The 22,292-nt window shown below is 69.1% G+C and carries 24 protein-coding genes, 2 tRNA genes and 1 pseudogene; 14 read left to right on the top strand and 13 right to left on the bottom strand.

What is annotated here, in order from left to right; all coding sequences use genetic code 11:
• The 4 genes and pseudogenes from ACH3VR_RS06795 to ACH3VR_RS06780 all read left to right on the top strand — a co-directional run.
• Positions 1–445: pseudogene (locus ACH3VR_RS06795) on the top strand (Asp-tRNA(Asn)/Glu-tRNA(Gln) amidotransferase subunit GatB); the annotation flags it as partial.
• A gap of 39 nt (positions 446–484) precedes the next feature.
• The gene (dinB, locus tag ACH3VR_RS06790; protein ID WP_396639998.1) at positions 485–1,744 is read left to right on the top strand and encodes a DNA polymerase IV; all 1,260 of its coding nucleotides are present in this window, start codon (positions 485–487) and stop codon (positions 1,742–1,744) included.
• Positions 1,745–1,797: 53 nt separating this feature from the next.
• Positions 1,798–2,118 (top strand): hypothetical protein, encoded by a 321-nt coding sequence (locus tag ACH3VR_RS06785; protein ID WP_396639997.1) that lies wholly within the window; start codon positions 1,798–1,800, stop codon positions 2,116–2,118.
• Positions 2,093–2,686, top strand: a complete 594-nt coding sequence (locus ACH3VR_RS06780; protein ID WP_396639996.1) for a nucleoside/nucleotide kinase family protein — start codon at positions 2,093–2,095, stop codon at positions 2,684–2,686. Before ACH3VR_RS06785 ends, ACH3VR_RS06780 begins: the two co-directional genes overlap by 26 nt.
• Before the next feature lie 9 nt (positions 2,687–2,695).
• Here ACH3VR_RS06780 and ACH3VR_RS06775 read toward each other — a convergent pair whose 3' ends face one another.
• The 5 genes from ACH3VR_RS06775 to orn form a co-directional block, all read right to left on the bottom strand.
• Positions 2,696–3,199, bottom strand: a complete 504-nt coding sequence (locus tag ACH3VR_RS06775) for a DUF2017 family protein (protein ID WP_396639995.1) — start codon at positions 3,197–3,199, stop codon at positions 2,696–2,698.
• A complete protein-coding gene (gene clpS / locus ACH3VR_RS06770; RefSeq protein WP_396639994.1) occupies positions 3,196–3,495 on the bottom strand; it encodes an ATP-dependent Clp protease adapter ClpS in 300 nt (99 codons plus the stop codon). The genes ACH3VR_RS06775 and clpS overlap by 4 nt, the downstream gene beginning before the upstream one ends.
• Before the next feature lies 1 nt (position 3,496).
• On the bottom strand, positions 3,497–3,850 hold the full coding sequence (locus ACH3VR_RS06765) for a metallopeptidase family protein (RefSeq protein ID WP_396639993.1): 354 nt from the start codon (positions 3,848–3,850) through the stop codon (positions 3,497–3,499).
• A 31-nt stretch (positions 3,851–3,881) separates the two neighbouring features.
• A tRNA-His gene (locus ACH3VR_RS06760) sits at positions 3,882–3,957 on the bottom strand.
• 37 nt (positions 3,958–3,994) lie between these two features.
• The gene (gene orn / locus ACH3VR_RS06755; protein ID WP_396639992.1) at positions 3,995–4,621 is read right to left on the bottom strand and encodes an oligoribonuclease; all 627 of its coding nucleotides are present in this window, start codon (positions 4,619–4,621) and stop codon (positions 3,995–3,997) included.
• 143 nt (positions 4,622–4,764) lie between these two features.
• Here orn and ACH3VR_RS06750 point away from each other — a divergent pair, with 143 nt between their 5' ends.
• Positions 4,765–5,970, top strand: coding sequence for an IS481 family transposase (locus ACH3VR_RS06750; RefSeq protein WP_396639991.1), 1,206 nt, complete (start codon positions 4,765–4,767; stop codon positions 5,968–5,970).
• Positions 5,971–5,983: 13 nt separating this feature from the next.
• Here ACH3VR_RS06750 and ACH3VR_RS06745 read toward each other — a convergent pair.
• Positions 5,984–6,056, bottom strand: a tRNA-Arg gene (locus ACH3VR_RS06745).
• A 148-nt stretch (positions 6,057–6,204) separates the two neighbouring features.
• Here ACH3VR_RS06745 and ACH3VR_RS06740 point away from each other — a divergent pair.
• Complete coding sequence (locus tag ACH3VR_RS06740) at positions 6,205–6,417, top strand: methyltransferase (protein ID WP_396639990.1); 213 nt, start codon at positions 6,205–6,207, stop codon at positions 6,415–6,417.
• Between the two features lie 20 nt (positions 6,418–6,437).
• Here ACH3VR_RS06740 and yczE read toward each other — a convergent pair whose 3' ends face one another.
• Positions 6,438–7,058 (bottom strand): membrane protein YczE, encoded by a 621-nt coding sequence (gene yczE / locus ACH3VR_RS06735; protein ID WP_396639989.1) that lies wholly within the window; start codon positions 7,056–7,058, stop codon positions 6,438–6,440.
• Positions 7,059–7,119: 61 nt separating this feature from the next.
• On the opposite strand from yczE, the gene yczR reads away from it, so the two are divergent.
• Positions 7,120–8,544, top strand: a complete 1,425-nt coding sequence (gene yczR / locus ACH3VR_RS06730) for a MocR-like transcription factor YczR (RefSeq protein WP_396639988.1) — start codon at positions 7,120–7,122, stop codon at positions 8,542–8,544.
• A gap of 12 nt (positions 8,545–8,556) precedes the next feature.
• Here yczR and ACH3VR_RS06725 read toward each other — a convergent pair whose 3' ends face one another.
• Entirely contained in the window at positions 8,557–8,820 is a 264-nt protein-coding gene (locus ACH3VR_RS06725) for a hypothetical protein (protein WP_396639987.1), read from the bottom strand.
• A gap of 231 nt (positions 8,821–9,051) precedes the next feature.
• Between ACH3VR_RS06725 and ACH3VR_RS06720 the strand changes: the two genes are divergently transcribed.
• From ACH3VR_RS06720 to ACH3VR_RS06705, 4 genes are all read left to right on the top strand, one after another.
• Entirely contained in the window at positions 9,052–9,594 is a 543-nt protein-coding gene (locus ACH3VR_RS06720) for a single-stranded DNA-binding protein (protein ID WP_396639986.1), read from the top strand.
• Between the two features lie 91 nt (positions 9,595–9,685).
• Complete coding sequence (locus ACH3VR_RS06715) at positions 9,686–10,177, top strand: DUF6993 domain-containing protein (protein WP_396639985.1); 492 nt, start codon at positions 9,686–9,688, stop codon at positions 10,175–10,177.
• 160 nt (positions 10,178–10,337) lie between these two features.
• On the top strand, positions 10,338–12,017 hold the full coding sequence (ettA, locus tag ACH3VR_RS06710) for an energy-dependent translational throttle protein EttA (RefSeq protein WP_396639984.1): 1,680 nt from the start codon (positions 10,338–10,340) through the stop codon (positions 12,015–12,017).
• A 9-nt stretch (positions 12,018–12,026) separates the two neighbouring features.
• On the top strand, positions 12,027–12,551 hold the full coding sequence (locus ACH3VR_RS06705; protein WP_396639983.1) for an acyl-CoA thioesterase: 525 nt from the start codon (positions 12,027–12,029) through the stop codon (positions 12,549–12,551).
• 15 nt (positions 12,552–12,566) lie between these two features.
• Here the strand turns inward: ACH3VR_RS06705 and ACH3VR_RS06700 are convergent, their stop codons facing one another.
• Positions 12,567–13,466 (bottom strand): acyl-CoA thioesterase, encoded by a 900-nt coding sequence (locus ACH3VR_RS06700; protein WP_396639982.1) that lies wholly within the window; start codon positions 13,464–13,466, stop codon positions 12,567–12,569.
• Positions 13,467–13,523: 57 nt separating this feature from the next.
• Here ACH3VR_RS06700 and ACH3VR_RS06695 point away from each other — a divergent pair, with 57 nt between their 5' ends.
• The 3 genes from ACH3VR_RS06695 to ACH3VR_RS06685 all read left to right on the top strand — a co-directional run bounded on the left by ACH3VR_RS06695 (position 13,524) and on the right by ACH3VR_RS06685 (position 16,344).
• Positions 13,524–14,198, top strand: a complete 675-nt coding sequence (locus ACH3VR_RS06695; RefSeq protein ID WP_396639981.1) for a hypothetical protein — start codon at positions 13,524–13,526, stop codon at positions 14,196–14,198.
• A 32-nt stretch (positions 14,199–14,230) separates the two neighbouring features.
• Positions 14,231–15,238, top strand: a complete 1,008-nt coding sequence (locus ACH3VR_RS06690) for a magnesium and cobalt transport protein CorA (RefSeq protein WP_396639980.1) — start codon at positions 14,231–14,233, stop codon at positions 15,236–15,238.
• 77 nt (positions 15,239–15,315) lie between these two features.
• Entirely contained in the window at positions 15,316–16,344 is a 1,029-nt protein-coding gene (locus tag ACH3VR_RS06685) for a magnesium and cobalt transport protein CorA (protein WP_396639979.1), read from the top strand.
• Positions 16,345–16,347: 3 nt separating this feature from the next.
• Here ACH3VR_RS06685 and ACH3VR_RS06680 read toward each other — a convergent pair whose 3' ends face one another.
• From ACH3VR_RS06680 to pepN, 4 genes are read right to left on the bottom strand one after another with little or no spacing between them, the layout of a single operon-like run.
• Positions 16,348–18,015 (bottom strand): FAD-binding dehydrogenase, encoded by a 1,668-nt coding sequence (locus ACH3VR_RS06680; RefSeq protein WP_396639978.1) that lies wholly within the window; start codon positions 18,013–18,015, stop codon positions 16,348–16,350.
• Positions 18,016–18,042: 27 nt separating this feature from the next.
• The gene (locus tag ACH3VR_RS06675; protein ID WP_396639977.1) at positions 18,043–18,513 is read right to left on the bottom strand and encodes a globin; all 471 of its coding nucleotides are present in this window, start codon (positions 18,511–18,513) and stop codon (positions 18,043–18,045) included.
• Positions 18,510–19,604 carry a mechanosensitive ion channel family protein gene (locus ACH3VR_RS06670; RefSeq protein WP_396639976.1) on the bottom strand — a complete coding sequence of 365 codons (1,095 nt, stop codon included), beginning with the start codon at positions 19,602–19,604 and terminating at the stop codon, positions 18,510–18,512. The genes ACH3VR_RS06675 and ACH3VR_RS06670 overlap by 4 nt, the downstream gene beginning before the upstream one ends.
• A 57-nt stretch (positions 19,605–19,661) precedes the next feature.
• Entirely contained in the window at positions 19,662–22,226 is a 2,565-nt protein-coding gene (gene pepN, locus ACH3VR_RS06665; RefSeq protein WP_396639975.1) for an aminopeptidase N, read from the bottom strand.
• Positions 22,227–22,292 lie beyond the last annotated feature (66 nt).

Raw genomic sequence — 22,292 nt, 5'->3', positions numbered from 1 at the left:
CCCCCCCCCCCCCCCCCCCCCCCCCCCCCCCCCCCCCCCCGCCCGCAAGTGGTGGATGAGCGAGATCAGCCGCATCGCGAACGCCGAGGGACGTGACGCCGCCGAGCTCGTGGCGCCGGCCGACGTGGCCGCGCTGCAGGCGCTCGTCGACGCCGGCACGCTCACCGACAAGCTCGCCCGCCAGGTGCTGGAAGGCGTCATCGCGGGCGAGGGAACGCCGCAGGAGGTCGTCGACTCGCGTGGACTCGCGGTCGTCTCCGACGACGGCGCCCTCATCGCGGCGATCGACGAGGCACTGGCGGCGCAGCCCGACGTGCTCGCGAAGATCCGCGATGGCAAGGTGCAGGCCGCCGGCGCCGTCATCGGTGCGGTCATGAAGGCGATGAAGGGACAGGCGGATGCCGCGCGCGTCCGCGAGCTGATCCTGGAGCGCGCCGCCCAGTAGCCGCCTGGGCCGCGGTCCGCGGCGCGGGAGAATAGACGCATGGGACGCGGTGATGGATCGGGCCGTGTCGTCTCACCGGAGGGTGCCGACGACACGGGCACCGGCATCCTTCATGTCGACATGGACGCCTTCTACGCGTCGGTCGCGATCCTCGACGACCCCACGCTGAAGGGCAAGCCGGTCATCGTCGGCGGCAGCGAGGGCCGCGGCGTGGTCTCGAGCGCGTCGTACGAGGCGCGCCGGTTCGGCGTGCGCTCCGCGATGGGCACGGCGCAGGCGCTGCGCCTGTGCCCGACGGCGATCGTCGTTCAGCCGGACTTCGGGCGATACGTCGAGCTCTCCCGACAGGTCATGGGCATCTTCGAGGACTTCACGCCGCTCGTCGAGCCGCTGTCGATCGACGAGGCTTTCCTCGACGTGCGCGGCGCGCGCCGGCTGTGGGGGAGTCCCGGCGAGATCGCCGTCATGCTCCGCCGCCGCGTGCTCGAAGAGACGGCCCTCACCTGCAGTGTCGGGGTCGCCGCGACCAAGCACGTCGCGAAGATGGCATCGACGATCTCCAAGCCCGACGGCCTGCTGATCGTCGCGGGAGCCGACACGGCGGCCTTCCTCGCGGCTCAGCCGGCGCGGGCGCTGTGGGGCGTCGGCCCCAAGGCCGCGGAATCGCTCGAGTCACGCGGCATCCACACGGTCGCCGACATCCTGCAGACGCCGCGACCCGTGCTCGACCGCGCTCTCGGCGCCGCGATGGGCGACCGCATCTGGCACCTCGCCCGCGGGCTCGACGCCCGCAGCGTCGACACCGAACGCGTCGAGAAGAGCGTCGGGCACGAGGAGACATTCCACCGGGACATCGACGACCCCGTCGTGCTCCGCTCGGAGCTCCGGCGCCTCGCCGACCGCGTCGGCCACCGGCTCCGCACGAACGGGTGGGAGGCATCGACGATCGCCGTCAAGATCCGGTTCGCCGACTTCACGACGATCAGCCGTTCGCAGACGCTGCCCGAGCCGACATCGGTCGGGCAGCGCATCGGCGACGCCGCGATCGAGCTCTTCGACGCGGTCGAGCGCCCCCTTCCGGTGCGGCTCGTCGGCGTCCGCGGCGAGAAGCTCCGCCCGGTCGCGGGTGAGGCGCCGACGCTGTGGGACGACGACGCCGAATGGCGGCGGATCGAGAGCGCGCTCGACGACGCCCACGCACGCTTTGGCGGCGGCGTCGTCACGCGCGCGACGTCGCTGGGACCCTCGCGGGGAGGCGGTTCCCTTCCCTCGCACCCCAAGGCGCCGCCGGCCGACTGAGACACGCGACTTCGCCCTGGGCAAGCGCCGGAACCTGCCGGTAGCGTGGGCACATGCCCAACATCGCACTCGAGCTCGGCAAGCAGTCGGCATCTTTCGGAGTCAACAGCGCCTACGGCGAACAGCGCGATGTGGGAGGCATCCAGGTCATCCCGGTCGCGATCACCTGGACCGGCTTCGGCGGGGGCTCCGACGATGCCGGCAACGGCGGCGGGGGAGGCGGAGGCTGGGCCGTCCCGCTGGGCTCCTACATCCGCCGCGGCGGCGACGTGCGGTTCGTGCCGAACCTGGTATCGCTCCTCGCCGTCGCGATCCCGTTCGTGTGGGTCGCCGGCCGAGCGCTCAGCCGTGTCATCCGCGTCCTCAAGAAGTAGCGGCGACCCGGTCTCGGCTGCCCTCGACGTCGCGGCGACGCGCATCGTCGAAGCCGTCACACGCCTCGGTGTGACCAACCCCGTCGTGCTCATCGACGGGCGCAGCGGGGCCGGCAAGACGAGCCTGGCCCGAGAGCTCGTCGCCCGCTGGCCGCTTCGCGGTCGCGTGCAGCTCGTGGCGCTCGACAATCTCTATCCCGGCTGGGACGGACTGGCCGACGGCGCCGAGACCGCACGCGCTCTCGTGCTCGTCCCGCACGGTCGCGGCGTCCTCGGGCTGTGGCAGAGGTGGGATTGGGATGCCTCGGAGTACGCCGAGACGCATGCCGTCGACCCCGCGCTTCCGCTCATCGTCGAGGGTGTGGGGCTGCTCACCGAATCGACCGAACGACTCGGCGATGTGCGGGTGTGGCTGGAATCGCCGCTCGTCTCCCGCAAGCGAAGAGCGCTGCTGCGCGACGGCGAGACGTATCGGCCGCACTGGGACCAGTGGGCCGAGCAGGAGGAGCGGCATCTCTCACGCGACGACCCGCGCCGCCACGCGACGCACGTCTTCGAGGTGCCGTAGGCGCGGTGCTCAGAGGCTGTCGTCGGCGGCCGTGACGAGACCTTCGAGTCGATACCCCAGCCAGTCGTAGATGCCGAAGCGCGGGTCGTCGTCGACGTGGTCGTGCTCGTCGCTGATGCCCAGCCGCGAGGCGAGGACGAGTCGCACAGCCGCGAGGGTCCGGAGCCACGCCTGAAGGCCTTCGGCGTCGAGGCGGATGCTTCCCGTCGACTCGAGCGCCTCCGGGACGATGTCGTCGGCATCGAGGCCCACCACGTCGTGCAGGTCGGCCAGCACGGTCGCGGCATCCATCGACCGTCGCTCGAGGAGCTCGCGCTGCGTGAGGGAACGGAACTCCTCGGAGGCCTCGGAGTCATCGCCGTACGCGTCGGGTACGAGTCGCTCGACGGCCGGATCAGAGGGCCGCGACTCTCCCGCCGATTCCTCCAGGAGTTCGGTGAATTGGGTCACGAGACCGGCGAGGTGCATGGCCTCGATCTTCGTGAGTTCCAGGATGACGATGCGCGGGGTCATTGCGGGGCCTGCCTCACTGTCGCCCAGAGTCCGGAGTCGTGCATGGCTCTGACATGCAGCTCCATCTGCTCGCGCGCACCTTCGGCGACGACGGCGTGCCCCTCGTGGTGCACCGCGAGCATGAGCCGCTCGGCCTCGGATCGCTCGAACCCGAAGTACTCCCTGAAGACATGCACGACGTAGCTCATGAGATTCACGGGGTCGTTCCAGACGACCGTCTGCCACGGCCGCAAAGGGTCGAGTGTCACGTCGAGGTGGGTGTCCTCGCGGGTGTCGGGGGCGATCGCGGCGACCATGTCAGGCCCAGCCCAGCTCGTGCAGCCGCTCGTCGTCGATCCCGTAGAAATGCGCGATCTCATGAACGAGCGTCGTGTGCAGCTCGTCGCGGAGCTCCTCTTCCGTCTCGCAGGCGGCGAGATGCGGCTCGCGGTACACGATGATCCGATCGGGCAGCTCGCCCACGCCGTAGCGGTCCCGCTCGGTCAGCGCCCAGCCGTCGTAGAGCCCGAACAGGTCGAGACTCCCGTCTTCCGGGCGATCCTCGACGACGAACACGACGTTGTCGAGCCCGTCCACCATGTCGTCGGGCAGGAGGTCGAGCTCTTCGACGACGAGCGCCTCGAACGCCTCGATACCGATCTCGAGTGTCACGAACACATCCACCGAAGGACTTGATTCGACTTGGGGTGAGTAACGGGACTTGAACCCGCGACCCCCTGGACCACAACCAGGTGCTCTACCAACTGAGCTATACCCACCATGTCTCCCGCGAAAGCGGGCAACCAGACGATTCTCTCACACCTCGGGAGCGAACGTTGACACGACGGAGGCTGCGGCTGCGCGCGCGCCGTCGCTCGTGGGCCCGGGCTCCGGAACGAACACGGCCTGACGGTAGTAGGCGAGCTCGCGGATCGACTCGCGGATGTCGGCGAGGGCGCGGTGGCCGCCGCCCTTCGTGGGGGCGTGGATGTAGGCGCGGGGATACCAGCGCCGCGACAGCTCCTTGATGCTCGACACATCGACGTTGCGGTAGTGCAGCCAGTGGTCGATGCGCGGCATGTACTTCGCGAGGAACATGCGGTCGGTGCCGATCGTGTTCCCGGCGAGCGGAGCCTTGCCCTCCTGCGGCACGAACCGCTGAATGTACTCCAGCGCCTGGAATTCGGCGTCGGCTGTGCTGACACCGTGCGGGATCTCGTTGATGAGACCCGACTTCTCGTGCATCGCCCGCACGAACTCGCTCATATGCGCGAGTGCGGAGTCGTCGGGTCTGATGACGATCTGGAATCCCGGATCGAGAGGTCTGAGCTCGAAGTCGGTCACGACGACGGCGATCTCCACGAGTTCGTCGAGGTCGAGATCGAGGCCCGTCATCTCACAGTCGATCCAGACCAGCCGGTCGTTCTCGGAGGCGCCCACCATGAGGCCATCCTAATGTTGGGCGCCGACGCTGAGCGGAGAGCCCCTCCGGGGGTGTGTGGTCTCAGGACATCGTGAACGGGTGTCTCGGGACATGGTGAACGGTTTCCTGGCGGGACCTGGGATGTCTCAAGACATCGTGAACGGTGGCCAAGTACGAGGTGCTGATCAAAGCCGTCACCGTCCAATCGCTCTCCTACGCGCAGGTCGCGGCCCGGTACGGGGTCTCCAAGACGCTCGTGCACAAGCTGCACCATCGCTGGCTCGAGGAGGGTGACGCGGCGTTCGAGCCCCGATCCCGGCGCCCACGCACAAGCCCGAACCGCACCCCGCCGCACGTGCGCGATCGGATCCTCGCCCTCCGCGACCAACTCGTCCGCGACGGCCTCGACGCCGGCGCCGACACGATCATGGAGATGCTCGCCCGGGAACAGGTCACCATCTCCCGCGCCACCATCTGGCGCATCCTCATCACCGCCGGCGTCGTGACCCGGCAGCCGCAGAAACGACCCCGCTCCTCCTGGCACCGGTTCACCGCGGACCGTCCCAACGAGCTCTGGCAGTCCGACTTCACCCACGTCACCCTCAGCACCGGCGATGAGACCGAGGTGATCGGCTGGCTCGACGACCACTCCCGCTACCTGCTGCACCTGACCGCGCACCGCCGCGTCACCGGCCGCACCGTGACCGACACCTTCACCCACGCCGCGCAAACACACGGCTACCCGGCCGCGACCCTGACCGACAACGGCATGGTCTACACCACCCGACTGGCCCGCGGCGGGCGTGGCCGCGGCGACGGCGCCGGGAACGGCTTCGAGACCCTGCTGGCCGAGCTGGGCATCACCCAGAAAAACGGCAAACCGTTCAAACCCACCACCCAAGGAAAGATCGAACGGTTCTGGCAGACCCTGAAGAAGCACCTCGCCACCCGCCCCGCTGGATCACTTCTCGAGCTGCAAGCCACCCTGGACGCGTTCCGCGACTACTACAACCACACCCGCCTACACCGCGGCATCGGCCGCCGCACCCCCGCCCTTGCCTACCAGCTGATCCCGAAAGCCACCCCGACCCCACCCGACGACCCCAGCATCTGGCGGGTCCGCTACGACACCATCGACCGCGACGGGAAGATCAGCCTCCGCCACTCCGGACGCATGCTCCACCTCGGCATCGGCAGAGCCCACACCCGACTCGAGATCATCTGCTCATCCACAACAACCACGCCACCGTCATCACCACCGACACCGGCGAAATCCTCGCCGAATACACCCTCGACCCCACCCACAGCTACCAACGCAAAAACGACTGAACCCCCGCCTCCGGGGGTTCAGTCGTTCACGATGTCCTGAGACATCACAAGAGCCCCTCCGGGAGGATTCGAACCCCCGACCTGGCGGGTAGAAACCGCTCGCTCTGTCCCCTGAGCTACGGAGGGATGGGTGGTATCAGGCTACCGGTCGTAGCCGATCACTCGGAATCGCCGACGAAGACCGTCGAATTTGTGAACCGCCTGGCAATCTCTGGAACACCCGGGGCGGCAGGCGTAGCGTCGGGATCGCCTGGGGAAGGGAAGGAGCAGCAGCATGAGCGACACGCAGACGCGCCGCCTGTGGGTGGCGTATGGACCGGCGGGTGCCGTAGGGACGATTGAGAAGAGCGCGGAGGACTCCTACGCCGTCAAGATGGCGGGAGCGGATGCCGCGGTCGGCACGTATCCCTCGATGGAGGTCGCGAAGAACGCGTTGTTCTCGCATCTGAAGCCGGGGTCGGACTGGCCCGAGTTCCGCGAGCACTGATCCACCGCGTGCGACCGCCGTCACTCGGCGGTCGCACTTGCGGCCTCGCGCGCACGCGCGCGCCACGGCCGCTCGGTGTCGAGAAGCGGCAGAGCGACGTGGACGAGCGGTCCGATGAGGACCGCGAACAGCACCGTGCCGATCCCGACCGTGCCGCCGAGCATCCAGCCGACGGCCAGCACCGTCAGTTCGACCAGGGCACGGCAGGCGAAGATCGGCCATCCCAGTCGGCTGTGCATCCCCGTCATGAGTCCGTCACGGGGGCCGGGGCCGAAGTGGGCGCCGATGTAGAGGCCTGACGCGATCGCGACGAGCAGGATGCCGCCCAGGAGCATCGCGACCTGCGCGACGACGCCGGACACCGGAGGGATGACCCCGAGCGCGAGCTGGATCGAGGTGCCCACGAGCAGGATGTTCGCGATCGTGCCGATGCCGGGCTTCTGGCGCAGGGGGATCCAGAGCAGAAGCACGAGGAAGCCGATGATGTTCGTCACCCAGCCGATGCCGATGCCCGTGTGGACGGAGATGCCCTCGGCGAAGACCGTCCAGGGATCGACTCCGAGTCCCGCCTCGATCGTGAGGGCGCAGCCGGTGCCGTAGAGGACGAGTCCGATCAGGAGCTGGATGATGCGACGTGCCATGGAGTAATCCAATCGCACGATTGGACTGCTGCATCCAGTCCAATCCGACTAAGCTGGCCTCATGGACTCCCGCATCTCCGCACGTGCGCTCACCGCTGCCCTCGGCGGCTGGCGCACGAGGGAACCCGCGTACGAGGCACTCGCCGATGGCATCCGCCTGCTCTGCCTCGACAATCGGATCGCCCCTCGTACAGCGCTCCCGGCCGAGCGCGAGCTCGCTGCGGCGCTGCATATCAGCAGGAGCACGGTCGCCGCCGCGTACGCCAGTCTGCGCGACACCGGGCACATCGAGAGCGTGCGCGGATCGGGGAGCATGACGCTTCCCCTGCGTCGGCGGGACCCGGGCAGGGCCCTGTCGCCGGAGGGGGCGATCGACCTCCAGCAGGCCAGTCCACCCGCGTGGCCCGGTCTGGCCGGCGTGATGAGCGAGGTCGCCGCCGAGGCGGCGGCACTGGTCTCGCGCCCGGGGTATGAGATCTTCGGAAGGCTCGAGCTCCGTGAGGCGATCGCGGCGCACTATCGCCGCCGCGGAATCCCCACCGATCCGACTGAGATCCTCGTCACCACCGGTGCGCAATCGGCGATCCACCTCCTCGCGTCGGTGCTTCTCGGCCGCGGGGACCGCGTGCTCATCGAGACGCCCACCTATCCCCATGCCGCAGACGCCTTCCGTCGGGCCGGCGCCCGCCTCGTCGGAGTGCCCGTCACGACCGCCGACGGGTGGGATGTCGATCGCGCCGAGCAGGCATTCGCGCGCACGCTTCCCGTCGCGGCCTATCTCATGCCCGACTTCCAGAACCCCACCGGCCGCTCCATGACAGCCGACGAGCGCTCGACGATCCTCGCCGCCGCGGAACGCTCGGGGTCGGTGCTGATCCTCGACGAGACGACCTCGGACCTCGACATCGACCGCGGCCCCGTCGACCCGGGATTCGAGCACGGTGAACCGGGAACCGTCGTGAGGATCGGATCGCTGGGGAAGACCGTCTGGGGCGGGCTCCGCGTCGGCTGGGTGCGCGCGACGGGCGAGCTCGTGCGCAGACTCGTGGCGGCGCGGTCCACCCATGATCTCGGCACGCCCGAATTCGAGCAGGCCGTCGCAGCGCGTCTCCTTCCGGACTTCGCGGCCATCGCGCATCAGCGCGCGCACCTCCTGCGCTCCGGTCGCGATGCCGCCACGCTCGCACTCGGCCGGATGATCCCCGAGTGGTCGGTGCCGCACGCGCAGGGTGGCGTGTCGTTCTGGATCGAGCTCGACGCACCGCTCAGCTCGGGCCTCGTGATGGACGCCCGCGCCAACGGGCTCCTCCTCTCTGCCGGCCCGCGCTTCTCGGTGGAGGGCGGCCACGACCGCCACCTCCGCCTCCCGTTCACGGCGCCCGCGGACGAGCTCGAGCGCGCCGTCGCGATCCTCGCGGAGAGCTGGCCGCGCGTACGCGCGGGCGCCCCCGTCGTCGCCGCCGATCAGCTGGAGGCCGTCGTCTGACGAACGCGTCCTTCATCTCGCGAACCTGAGGCAGTCGACCGCGTCGTCGGGCGACCAGAAGTCGCCGAGATCGCGGAAGGTGCGCGAGGCGGAGTGGAAGCGTCTCGCGCGATATCGGACCCCCTGGCGCAGTCGGAGGGACTCGAGATGGCCGATGATGAGCCCCCGCGCGTCGAGCACGCGCCAGAGGCCGGGAGCAGCCGCTGCGAGGCGTACGGGTGTGCCGGCCTGGAGCGCAGGCGCCTGGGTCGTCAGGTCGTCGGTGAGAGTCGTCATGAGGAATCCTCCTTCGATGATTAGAAGATATGTACGACCTCCGACATCGGACTCGCCCGCAGGCTCGGCCGCTCCTCCCCAGGCGCCCTCTGAAGCCGGCTGTCCCCAGACACGCACCATCTCCGGTCGCGTCGGATGCCCACCCCTCACTCTGAAAGGGCGCCGGCGCTCGAACGGGCACTCGAGCGCCGGCGCTGCCGGGACGGACCCGGCCGCGAGAGAGGAATCGAAATGACCGACACCATCACGATCACCGGCAACATCGCCACGGAGCCCGAGCAGCGCCGCACCCCGAGCGGTGTGCCGGTCACGACCTTCCGCGTGGCGAGTGGTCAGCGGCGCTTCGACCGCACCACCAACAGCTGGGTCGACGCCGGCACCAACTGGTTCTCCGTCTCGGCCTTCCGCGGGCTCGCGGAACACGCCTTCCGGTCGCTCAGCAAGGGCGACCGCGTCATCCTCACCGGCAGGCTGCGACTGCGCGAGTGGGAGACCGGCACGAAGAAGGGCCTGAGCGCCGAGATCGACGTGGACGCGATCGGGCACGACCTCCGATTCGGCGTCTCGCGCTTCGAGAAGGACACGACGGCGACGATGACGGGCTCCGACGCCGTGCCCGGCCCCGCGGCGGTGACGGAATGGCCCGTCACGACGATCGCCGACGGCTGGGCGGTACCGGGTGCCGACCCGGCGGATGAGCCGGTTCTCGTGGGCGCGATGATCGGCGACGGCCCGTCGACGTCCGGCGCCGAATCGGGCGACACCCCCTTCTGAGGCTCACGGCGACTGCTCGGGGCGGCACCCATAGACTCTCAGCGTGTCCCGCCGCTCCGAGCCCGCCCGAGCCCGAGCGCACAGGAGCCGGGTGGCGGTGAGCGCCGCGGCGATGGCGCTCGGCGCCGGGCTGCTGGCCGGCTGCACCGTGCCTGGGACCGACGGGCCGAGCTCCACTGCTGCCGCGACGCCGACGGCATCCGCGTCGCCGGCAGCTACCTCGACACCGGAGCCGACGCCGCCTGCCGCCCCGGTCTTCCATCCCGACGGCTCGGCGCAGGACAACCTCCCGTTCTTCGCGTCGATCGTGGCAAGCGTCTGGGCAGGTCCCGACCAGGCGTCCGGACGCGCCTACATCGACGCTCTGGTGGCGGCCGGATTCGACAAGAGCACGATGCAGGTGACCAACGACGAGTCCACCGTCGGCAACCGCGCCGAGAGCATCCAGTTCTCAGTGCTCTGGGCGGGGGAGTGCCTCGTCGGGCAGGTCGGCCCCGCGACCGGCGATCCCGTGAGCGTCGTGCTCCCCGTCGTGGGTGACGGGGCGTGCCTCATCGGACAGACGCGACCAATCGACTGGTAGTCGAGGCCCATCGATGAGGAGCCGAGGCCCATCGACTGGTAGCCGACACCCGCCAGCGCGTGCCTGACACCATCGACGGCGACGGACCGACTCCCCGGGCGGTGCGGGAGGGGCCCCGCCGCGCGGTGGTGCGCACGTCCCCCCGTAGACTGGACCGGTTATGGCTGAGTACATCTACTCCATGGTCCGGGCCCGCAAAGCGGTGGGCGAGAAGCTGATCCTCGACGACGTCACGATGTCGTTCCTCCCGGGTGCGAAGATCGGCATGGTCGGCCCGAACGGCGCCGGCAAGTCGACGATCATCAAGATCATGGCGGGGCTCGACACGCCGTCCAACGGCGAGGCGAAGCTCTCGCCGGGCTTCAGCGTCGGCATCCTGATGCAGGAACCCGAGCTCGATGATTCCAAGACGGTCCTGGAGAACATCCAGGACGGCGTCGCGATCAAGGCGAAGCTCGACCGCTTCAACGAGATCTCCGCCCTCATGGCCGACCCCGATGCGGACTTCGACGCGCTGCTGGCGGAGATGGGTGTGCTGCAGGAGGAGATCGACGCCGCCGACGCGTGGGATATCGACTCCCAGCTGGACCAGGCGATGGACGCTCTGCGCACGCCGCCCGGCGACGCATCCGTGTCGAACCTCTCCGGTGGTGAGCGCCGTCGCGTCGCCCTCGCAAAGCTCCTCCTGCAGAAGCCTGACCTCCTACTCCTCGACGAGCCGACCAACCACCTCGACGCCGAGAGCGTGCTGTGGCTCGAGCAGCATCTCCAGAAGTACGCAGGCGCCGTCATCGCGATCACACACGACCGGTACTTCCTCGACAATGTCGCCGAATGGATCGCCGAGGTCGACCGCGGGCGCCTCATCCCGTACGAGGGCAACTACTCGACCTACCTCCAGAAGAAGGCCGAACGACTTGCCGTGCAGGGCAAGAAGGACGCCAAGCTGGCCAAGCGTCTCGCCGACGAACTCGAGTGGGTGCGCTCGAATCAGAAGGGCCGTCAGGCCAAGTCGAAGGCGCGCCTCGCCCGGTACGAAGAAATGGCGGCGGAGGCCGACCGGACGCGGAAGCTCGACTTCGAGGAGATCCAGATCCCGCCGGGGCCGCGCCTGGGCAGCATCGTCATCGACGCCAAGAAGCTGCAGAAGGGCTTCGACGGTCGCTCGCTCATCGATGGCCTCAGCTTCAGCCTTCCCCCCAACGGCATCGTCGGCGTCATCGGTCCCAACGGCGTCGGAAAGACGACGCTGTTCAAGACGATCGTCGGCCTCGAGCCCCTCGACGGCGGAGATCTGAAGATCGGCGAGACCGTCAAGATCAGCTACGTCGACCAGTCGCGGGCGAACATCGACCCGAGCAAGACACTGTGGGAGGTCGTCTCCGATGGACTCGACTTCATCCAGGTCGGCAAGGTCGAGATCCCGTCGCGCGCCTATGTGTCGAAGTTCGGGTTCAAGGGGCCCGATCAGCAGAAGAAGGCCGGCGTGCTGTCGGGCGGTGAGCGCAACCGGCTCAACCTCGCGCTGACGCTCAAGGAGGGCGGCAATCTGCTGCTCCTCGACGAGCCGACGAACGACCTCGACGTCGAGACCCTGCAGTCGCTCGAGAACGCACTCCTCGAGTTCCCCGGCTGCGCCGTCGTCATCACCCACGACCGGTGGTTCCTCGACCGCATCGCGACGCACATCCTCGCCTACGAAGGCACCGACGAAGACCCCGACCAGTGGTACTGGTTCGAGGGCAATTTCGAGGCGTACGAGGAGAACAAGATCCAGCGTCTCGGAGTGGAGGCGGCGCGGCCGCACCGCACCGCATACCGCAAGCTGACGCGCGATTGACACGAGCACGTGACTGACGAATCGATCGCGAGTGTGGAGGCGACACCCGGCGGTGCGCGCCTCCACATCCCGATCCCGCTCCGGTGGGGCGACCTCGACGCCTTCAACCACGTCAACAACACGTCGATGCTCAAGCTCCTCGAGGAGGCGCGCGTGCGCGCCTTCTGGCAGCCCGAGCCGGGTGAGGAGGCGCCGTCGACGGCGGTGCTCGACTCGGGGCTGCACAGCGGCATCCTGACGCTCATCGCGCGCCAGGAGATCGAATACCTCGCGCCTGTGCCGTATCAGCGGTTCCCGCTCGACGTGCAGATGTGGTTCGGCAAGCTGGGCGGCTCGAGCATCGAGGTCTGCTACGAGGTGTGCAGTCCGCGTGAGATGGCCGACGCGGGTCGGCAGACGACCTATGCGCGTGCCACGACGGTTGTCGTGAAGGTGGATGCCGCCACCGGCCGTCCGCTACGGCTCACCCCCGAGGAGCGGGCCGCGTGGACGCCGTACCAGGGCGACCCGATCGTGTACGCACACCGTCGCTGAGCGGACGGCATCGGGTCAGCCCGGAACCCGAACCATGATCTCCTGCGCGACGCTCGCCACGAGCGCGCCGTCGCGCGAGTAGATCCGCCCGGTCGCGAGCCCGCGACCGCCGCGGGCGCTGGGCGACTCCTGGACATACAGCAGCCAGTCGTCGATGCGCCCTGGGCGATGCCACCACATGGCGTGGTCGAGGCTCGCGACCTTGAGCCCGGGCGTCGCCCACGGCACGCCGTGCGCACGCAGGATCGACTCCTGGATCGTGAGGTCGCTCACGTACGCGAGCGCCGCGCGGTGCACGGCGGGGTCGTCCGGGAGCGGGCCGCGTGAGCGCATCCAGACCGCCTGGCGAGGCACCTGCTCGCCCTCCACCACGACGTAGATCGGCGACGGCACGTGCCGGAGGTCGACCGGCCGGTCCAGGAAGAGTCGCTTCGACATCGGGTGCAGACCCGTGAGGTGGTCCTCCAGGTCGGGCAGCTCCTCGGGACCGGGGATGCCCTCGGGCGCCGGCTGCTGATGCTCGACGCCGGGATCCTCGTCCTGGAACGACGAGATCATCGAGAAGATCGGCACGCCCTCCTGGAACGCCTGCGTGCGCCGCGTCGAGAACGAGCGTCCGTCGTGGATCCGGTCGACAGCGAAGGTGATGCCCTTCGACGAATCGCCGGGGCGGAGGAAGTACCCGTGCATCGAATGCGGGATGCGGCCCTCCGGGATCGTCCGCTCCGCCGCGACGATCGACTGAGCGAGCACCTGGCCGCCGTACACACGCCCGAGCGGCATCGGCTGCGAGACGCCCGTGAAGATGTCCTCCGTCGTGCGCGCGCTGGAGCCTGCGAGGTCGAGCACCGCGAGCAGGGCCTCGACGGGGTCTCGGTCCAGGGGGGCCTCGTCCGGTTGCGCGGCGTCGGTCACGGCATCCTCCCTCTCGAGGCGGGAGGCGGTCCCGCAACGCTTGGTAGTTTAGGGCGGATGTCGCAGCGCCTTCTCTTCCCCGATTCCGATGCCGCCGCCGATGCGCTGACCTTCGCCGGACGGACGGCTGCGCTCGGCGACGGCGGCGTGAGACTGCAGGCCGCGGGCGGCACGCTCGCGATGACATCGGCGCCGCTCGCTCCGCGCGGCCTGCTGGACAGCACTCCGACCGTGCTCGCGCTGCGCGCGCTCCCTGTCGATCCCGAGCTCGTCTGCGACATCGTCGTCGACGCGAAGGTGCTCGCCAAGGCGGGCGACGATCCGCGCGCCGTCGAACTGCCGGAGACGGGTCTCTCGCCGGCCTGGGCCGGAATCGCACCGCCGCGCAGCGGCTGGGAGCCCGTCGGCAGCATCCCGGCCTCCGACCTCGCCTCGCGCGCGCAGTACGGCATCGCGTCCGTCGCGGAGGCGATGCCCGCCGACCCCGGTGAAGACGTCGTGCGGGCGGTGCGCGCCACAGTCTGGGGGACGCCCGACGATCTGCTTCACGGCCTTCCGCTCGGCACGGCCTTCGCCGCCTTCGCCCTCGGGTTCATCGTCGGCGAGGAGGATGCACGTGTGCTCTCGTCGGGGCCCTGGACCCGGGTCACGCTGAACCGGGGACACATCCTCGTGCGCGGCCCGGTGCGCACCGGACTCACGGCGGTCCGCCGAACGGGGTCATCCGGCTGAAGACGACACCCCGGTGCTGTCAGACTGTGCCGGTGGCAGTGATCGACAACGCGATCTACGTGGACGGACGCCGCGTCGCGTCCCCCCAGACCCTCGCTCGCACCTCGGAGTCGCTCACGGAGCACGGCGGCTTCGCGTGGATCGGGCTGTACCGCCCCGAGCCCGTGCAGCTCAACATCATCGCCGCGGAGTTCGAGCTGCATCCGCTCGCCATCGAGGACGCCCTTCTCGGGCATCAGCGCGCGAAGCTCGAGCGCTATGGCGACACGCTGTTCGTCGTGCTGCGTGCTGCGCGCTATGTCGACGCGGCCGAGACGGTCGAATTCGGCGAGGTCGAGGTCTTCGTGGGCGCCGGCTTCGTCGTGGCGATCCGCCACGCCGAGGCGCCCAACCTCGCGCTCGTCCGCCATCGCCTCGAGAGCGCCCCCGAGCTGCTTCAGCGCGGTCCGCTCGCCGTGCTCTACGCAATCCTCGACCGCATCGTCGACGACTACGAGCCGGTCGTGATCGGCCTGCAGAACGACATCGACGAGATCGAGGTGCAGCTGTTCACGGGCGACCCCGCCGTCACGAGACGGATCTACGACCTGTCCGGCGAGGTCATGGAGTTCCTCCGGGCGGTGCGCCCGCTCACCACGATGATCGCGAGCCTGCGCGACGACCTCGAGGAATCGTACGGCGACGATCCGGAGATCCTCGAGCTGCGGCGCTCGTTCCGCGACATCCAGGACCACGTGATCCAGATGGTCGAGAAGATCGAGGAGTTCCGCCACACGCTTCAGAACGCGCTGACCGTCCATGCGACGCTGGTCGCGCAGCGTCAGAACGAGACGAGCCTCGCGCAGTCGGAGCAGACCAAGCGCATCTCGAGCTGGGCGGCGATCCTGTTCGCGCCGTCGCTGATCACGGGCATCTATGGCATGAACTTCGCCCATATGCCCGAGTTGGCATGGACCTGGGGCTATCCGCTCGCCCTGCTGACGATGGTCGTGTTCGCGTTCGTGCTCTATCGCGTCTTCAAGTCGCGCAACTGGCTCTGAGCGAAGAGCCCGCACCGGGCAGCGCGACGCTCGCCAGAGGGGGAGCACAAGCGGTCCCCGAGTGCGAGACTGGCGACGTGACACTGATCGACGACGCGATCTACGTCGAGGGTCGCCGGGTGGCGAGTCCCGCGAGTCTCGCCGGCACGCTCAAGGCGCTCGAGGAGTGCGGCGGCTTCGCCTGGATCGGGCTCTACCGCCCCGAGGTCGATGAGCTCGCGCTCGCGGCGGCCGAGTTCGACCTGCACGAGCTGGCCGTCGAGGACGCGCTCAACGGCCACCAGCGCGCGAAGCTCGACCGGTACGGCGACACGCGGTTCGTCGTCCTCCGGCCCGCCCGCTACCTCGACGCCGACGAGTCGGTCGAGTTCGGCGAGGTGCATGTCTTCGTCGGCCCGAACTTCGTGATCGCGATCCGCCATGCCGAGTCGCCCAACCTGGCGAAGGTGCGGGCACGCCTGGAGAGCGCCCCCGAGCTTCTCGAGCGGGGGCCGCTCGGCGTGCTCTACGCGATCGTCGATCAGGTGGTAGACGAGTACGGGCCGGTCATCGCGGGGCTCGAGAACGACATCGACGAGATCGAGTTCCAGCTCTTCTCGGGCGATCGGGCCGTCGCCCGGCGCATCTACGACCTGTCCGGCGAGGTCATGGACCTGCAGCGCGCCATTCGCCCGCTCGTCAAGATGCTCGCGACTCTGCGCGAAGATCTCGAAGGCGACTACGTCGCGGACCCGCACGCGCTCGAACTGCGCCGATCCTTCCGCGACGTGCTCGACCACGTCATCTCCATCACGGAGAAGGCCGACGAGTTCCGCCAGACGCTCTCCAACGCCCTCATGACCCATACGACGCTCGTCGCGCAGCAGCAGAACGACGAGATGCGCACCCTCACCGAGGCGAGCGTCGCACAGAGCGAGCAGGCGAAGAAGATCTCGGGCTGGGCGGCGATCATCTTCGCGCCGTCGCTCGTGGCGGCGATCTACGGCATGAACTTCAAGGCGATGCCGGGCACCGCCTGGGGAGGCGGGTTCCTCTTCGCGCTCCTGCTCATGATCGCCTCTGCCGTCGTGCTGTACCTCGTGTTCCGCTCCAGGAGATGGCTTTAGCCGTCAGACGGCGGCCGCCGCGGCGCGGCCCGCGATCCGGCCCGAGAAGAGGCATCCACCGACGAACGTGCCCTCGAGTGCGCGATAGCCGTGCACGCCGCCCCCGCCGAAGCCGCTCGCCTCGCCCGCGGCGTACAGGCCGCGGACGGGTTCGCCGCCCGCCGCGAGGGCCCGGGCGGAGAGGTCGGTCTCGATGCCGCCGAGCGACTTGCGCGTCAGCACGTGCAGCTTGACGGCGATGAGCGGGCCTGCCGCGGGGTCGAGGATGCGGTGCGGGGGAGCCGTGCGCACGAGCCGGTCGCCACGGTAGGAGCGCGCCGAGCGCAGCATCGCGATCTGCGCGTCCTTCGTGAAGTCGTTGTCGATCTCGCGGTCGCGCGCTTCGAGCTCCAGCCTGACGCGCTCCCCGTCGAGCACCTCGCCGCCGGGAAGGGCCTTCATGCCGGCGATGAGGTCGTCGAGGTTCTCGCGCACGACGAAGTCGGCGCCGTGGTCGAGGAACGCCTGCACGGGGCCGGCAGCGCCCTTGCCGAGCCGCGACTTCACCAGCAGCGGCACGTCCTTGCCGGTGAGGTCGGGGTTCTGCTCGCTGCCCGAGAGCGTGAACTCCTTTTCGACGATCTTGTGCGACAGCACGAACCACGAGTGGTCGTGGCCCGTCGCACGCAGGTGGGCGAGGGTGCCGAGCGTGTCGAAACCCGGATACAGCGGAACGGGGAGGCGGCTGCCGGTCGCGTCGAGCCACAGCGACGAGGGGCCCGGAAGGATCCGGATGCCGTGATCCGGCCACACGGGATTCCAGTTCTGGATCCCCTCCACGTAGTGCCACATGCGATCGCCGTTGATGAGGCGGGCGCCGGCGGATTCCACGACCGGCAGCATCGAGCCGTCGACGTAGGCCGGCACGCCGGTCACCATCGTCGCGGGCGCCGTTCCGAGGCGTGAAGGCCACATCGCCCGCACGAGGTCGTGGTTGCCGCCGATGCCGCCCGACGTCACGATCGTCGCTCCCGCCGTGATCTCGAACGAGCCGACGACCTCCCTCGAGCTCGCGGCTCCGCGCACCGCGCCGGAGGGCGCGAGGACGTCACCCGAGGCGCCCGTCACGGCGCCGTCAGCCGCGACGAGGGCCGTCACACGGTGGCGGGGGAGGATCGTGACGCGTCCGGTCGCCTCAGCGGCCTCCACGGTCGCCTGGAACGGCGCGACGATACCGGGGCCCGTGCCCCACGTGATGTGGAAGCGGGGCACGGAGTTGCCGGGACCCATCGCCCCGTATCCGCCGCGCTCGGCCCATCCGACGACGGGGAAGAAGCCGACGCCCTTCTCCCGCAGCCAGGAGCGCTTCTCGCCTGCCGCGAACTGCAGGTAGGCCTCGGCCCAGCGCCGGGGCCAGGCATCCTCCTCCCGGTCGAAGGCGGCGTTGCCGAACCAGTCCTGCCGTGCGAGATCGAGCGAGTCCTTGACGCCCATGCGTCGCTGCTCGGGGGAGTCGACGAAGAAGAGGCCGCCGAACGACCACCACGCCTGCCCGCCGAGGTTGGACCGTGGCTCCTGGTCGACGATGACGACCTTCTTGCCGGCCGCGGCGGCTTCACTCGCGGCGACGAGGCCGGACAGGCCCCAGCCGATGACGAGAACGTCCGTGGCGATCGGGGTGGCGGGGGACATGGCGACTCCTTCGTCGTCGGATCGGGTTCAGTCGGGCTGTTGCGGAGTGAGAGGAAGAGAGGATGCCGCGCGACCGCCCGCGCTGGGCCCGATGCCCGTCGGCTCGAACGTGTTCACCATGGCGTGCGCGGCGCGCAGGAGATAGTCCCACAGCGTCGCCTCGTGCAGCGGCGGCAGTCCGAGCTCGTCGACCGCGGCTCGCATATGCAGGAGCCAGCGGTCGCGGGCTTCCGGATTGACGTGGAACGGCGCGTGCCGCATGCGCAGGCGCGGGTGGCCGCGCTCCTGCCCGTAGGTGGTCGGACCGCCCCAGTACTGCTCGAGGAACATCTCGAGGCGGTGCTTGGCCCCCGTGAGGTCTTGCTCGGGATACATGGGGCGCAGCACCTCGTCGTCGGCGACGCCGCGGTAGAAGGCGTCCACGAGGCGCACGAAGGTCTCGTGACCGCCCACCTCGTCGTAGAAGCTCAGGGGCGAGGCATCCGTTCCGTCTGTCATGGCGTCGGCTCTCCGTCGGGTCGGTCTTCCGCCGCGGCGTCCGTGGTGCGCTTGCCCAAGCGCTTCGGCTTCCAGACGGGCTTCTCGGGCATCGTGGTCGCGACCGGCTTCGTCTTGGGCGGGTTCGCGCCGCGCACGCGCTGTGCGCCCTCGAGCCCCGACAATGTGATCGAGTTCAGCTGCGGCAGCTGCAGCCCGAGCTCGTCGATCGCGTGCTTCAAGCGCATGCGCAGCTCGCGGGCGACGTCGTCCTTGGCGTTGGCGCGGGTCTTCATGACGAGGCGGATGACGAGGGCGTCGCCCGACACCGACTCCAGCCCCCACACCTCGGGGTTCTCGATGATGCGCGTGCGCCACTTGGGGTCGCTGCGCAGGCTCTTCGCCGCCGCGAGCATGGCGTTCTCGACGTCGCCGATGTCGGCGTCGGCAGGCACGGCGAGGTCGATGATGACGCGCGACCAGCCCATCGACATGTTGCCGATGCGCAGGATCTCGCCGTTGCGGACGTACCAGAGCGTGCCGTTGACATCGCGCACATTCGTCACGCGGACGCTCACGTATTCGACGACACCCGTCGCGAGCCCGAGATCGACGACGTCGCCGATGCCCACCTGATCTTCTGCGACGATGAAGATGCCGTTCAGCACGTCCTTCACGATGTTCTGGGCGCCGAAGCCGAGGCCCGCGCCGATCGCGGCGGTCAGAAGCGTGAACGAGCCGATGATGTCGGCGTTGATGCGGTACACGACCAGGATGATCGCAACGATGACGATCGCGACATTGACGATGTTGGTCAGGATCGAGCCGAGCGTGCGGGTGCGCTGAACGAGCCGCACCTGTGCGAGCGGCGACCGCTCGAGCGCCTGCGTGTCGTCGACGTTCGCCTTGTCCTTGGCTCCCGACACGATGCGGTTGACGATGCGATCGATGACCCGCCGCATGATCCACGCGAGGAGCATCGCGCCGAGGATGATCGCGATGATCGAGAGCAGGGTCAGCCCGACGTCTCCGAGGAAGCCGAGGATGTTCGATCCGACCTCCGCCCAATCGAACGTGCTCGTGCTGCCTCCCGCGTTCTCCAGTCGCATCATCCCGATCCTAACGACGGATGCCCCGCCCAACCTGGGCGGGGCATCCATGGCTGTGCACTACTGTGCGTCGCGCTCCTGCACCGCGAGGGCGCGTTCGACACCGGCCAGGTTCTCGTTGACGAGACGGCGCAGCGCGGGCGCCGCGTCGCCGTTCGCGGCGAGCCACGCGCGGGTGGCGTCGCGCAGCGCGATGTTCGCGAGCGGAGCCGGGTAGAGGCCCACGATGAGGTACTGCGCGATCTGGTAGCTGCGCGACTCCCACACGGGGAGCAGCATGTCGAAGTACTTGTCGACGAACGCGCCGAGCAGCTCGACACCCGCGGGGTGCGTGAAGCCGATAGCCGCGGAGCGGACGATCGTATTCGGCAGCTCGTCGCTGTCGATGAGCGACGACCACGCCGCCTGCTTCGCCTCGAGTGTCGGCAGCGCCGCACGTGCCTGCGCCGCGAACTCCCCGCCCTTCGCGGTGTTGTCGGCGGCCAGCGCCGCGTCGACCTCGTCGGTGCCGACGACGCCGCCCGCGGCGAGCGACACGAGCAGCGCCCACGACAGGTCGGTGTCGATCTCGAGGCCGTCGAACGACACCTCACCCTCGCGCACCTGGCGCACCTTGTCCCACTGGGCCGCGGTGGACGCGGCGCCTGCGAAGGCCGTCACGAGCTGCAGCTGGCTGTCGCTGCCCGCCTCGGCCGCCTGCGCGAGCTCCCACAGTGCGTCGGCGACCTTCTCGCGCGATGCGGCGCGCTTCTCGGGCGAGACGTACGAGTTCGCGGCGAGCTGCAGCTGGCCGAGCGTCGTGCGGAAGGTCGTCGACTCGGTCTCGGAGCCGATGTTGCGCAGCACGAGGTCGATGTAGTCGCTCGGCGAGGACTCGGCATCCCGGGTCTGGTCCCACGCCGCCCCCCACACGAGCGAACGGGCGAGCGGGTCGCTGATCTTGGCGAGGTGCGCGATCGCCGTGGCGAGCGACCGCGCGTCGAGGCGGATCTTCGCGTACGCGAGGTCTTCGTCGTTGAGCAGCACGAGGTCGGGGCGCGCGAGGCCCTTCAGCTCGGGCACGACCGTGAGGTCGCCGTCGACATCGAGCTCGACGCGGCGGGTGCGCACGAGCGCATCGCCGCGCAGGCTGTAGAAGCCGATGCCGAGGCGGTGCGGGCGGATCGTGGGGTAGTCGGCGGGAGCAGTCTGCACGATCGCGAAGCGCGTGATGACGCCGTCGCCGTCCGTCGTGATCTCGGGGGAGAGCGTGTTGACGCCCGCGGTCTCGAGCCACTTCTTCGACCACGTCGACAGCTCACGGCCGCTCGTGACCTCGAGCTCGCTCAGGAGGTCGGAGAGCTCGGTATTGGAGAACTCGTGCTTCTTGAAGTACGCGGCGACCCCGGCGAAGAACGCCTCGATGCCGACCCACGCGGCAAGCTGCTTGAGCACCGAGCCGCCCTTGGCGTACGTGATGCCGTCGAAGTTGACCTGCACGTCCTCCAGGTCGTTGATCGTCGCGACGACGGGGTGCGTCGAGGGCAGCTGATCCTGGCGGTACGCCCAGGTCTTCTCCATCGCGTTGAACGTCGTCCACGCCTCGGTCCACTCCGTGGCCTCGGCCGTCGCGATCGTCGAGGCCCACTCGGCGAACGACTCGTTGAGCCAGAGGTCGTTCCACCACTTCATCGTGACGAGGTCGCCGAACCACATGTGGGCGAGCTCGTGCAGGATCGTGACGACGCGACGCTCCTTGACGGCATCCGTCACCTTCGAACGGAAGACATACGTCTCCGTGAAGGTGACGGCGCCCGCGTTCTCCATGGCGCCGGCGTTGAACTCGGGGACGAACAGCTGGTCGTACTTCTCGAACGGGTAGGCGTAGTCGAACTTCTCCTCGAAGTACGCGAAGCCCTGACGCGTCTTGTCGAAGATGTAGTCCGAATCGAGGAACTGCCAGAGGCTCTTGCGGCCGTAGACGCCGAGGGGGATGACCCGGCCCGAGGCGCTGGTCAGCTCCGAGAACGTGGCCTCATACGGGCCCGCGATGAGCGCCGTGATGTACGACGAGATGCGGGGCGTGGCCTCGAAGCGCCACGTCGCGGTGGCCACTTCATTCGGTCCCTGAGCCGGTCGAAGGGTCGGCTCGGGCGTCGGCGAGTTCGAGACGACCTTCCACGACTCGGGGGCCGTGACGGTGAACTGGAACGTCGCCTTGAGGTCAGGCTGCTCGAAGACCGCGAACATGCGGCGCGAGTCGGGCACCTCGAACTGCGAGTACAGATAGACCTCGCCGTCGACGGGGTCGACGAAGCGGTGCAGGCCTTCGCCTGTGTTCGTGTACAGCGCGTCGGCGTCGACCACGAGCTCGTTCTCCGCCTCGAGGGCGTCGAGGGCGATCCGCGAGTCGGCGAAGGCCGTCGCGGGATCGATCGAACGGCCGTTGAGCGTGATCTCGCGCACCTCGCGCGCGATGAGGTCGATGAAGGTCGAGGCTCCCGGTGTCGCGGTGAAGCGCACGACGGTGCGGGATCCGAAGACCTCCGCATCCTGCGTCAGGTTGAGGCTGATCTCGTACGACTGCGTGTCGACGACCGCGCGGCGCTCCTGCGCCTCGGCGCGGGTGAGGTTCTCTCCAGGCACTTTGGCTCTGCTCCCGATGGTGAGGGGGTGTGGAATGCCGCGAGCGGACGCTGATGGCTCCGGCGA

It is taken from the genome of Microbacterium alkaliflavum, assembly GCF_044325405.1.
In the GTDB taxonomy this organism is placed as follows: Bacteria; Actinomycetota; Actinomycetes; order Actinomycetales; family Microbacteriaceae; genus Microbacterium; species Microbacterium alkaliflavum.
The sequence above is the reverse complement of the archived record's forward strand: the minus strand, read 5'-3'. Positions and strand labels throughout refer to the sequence as shown.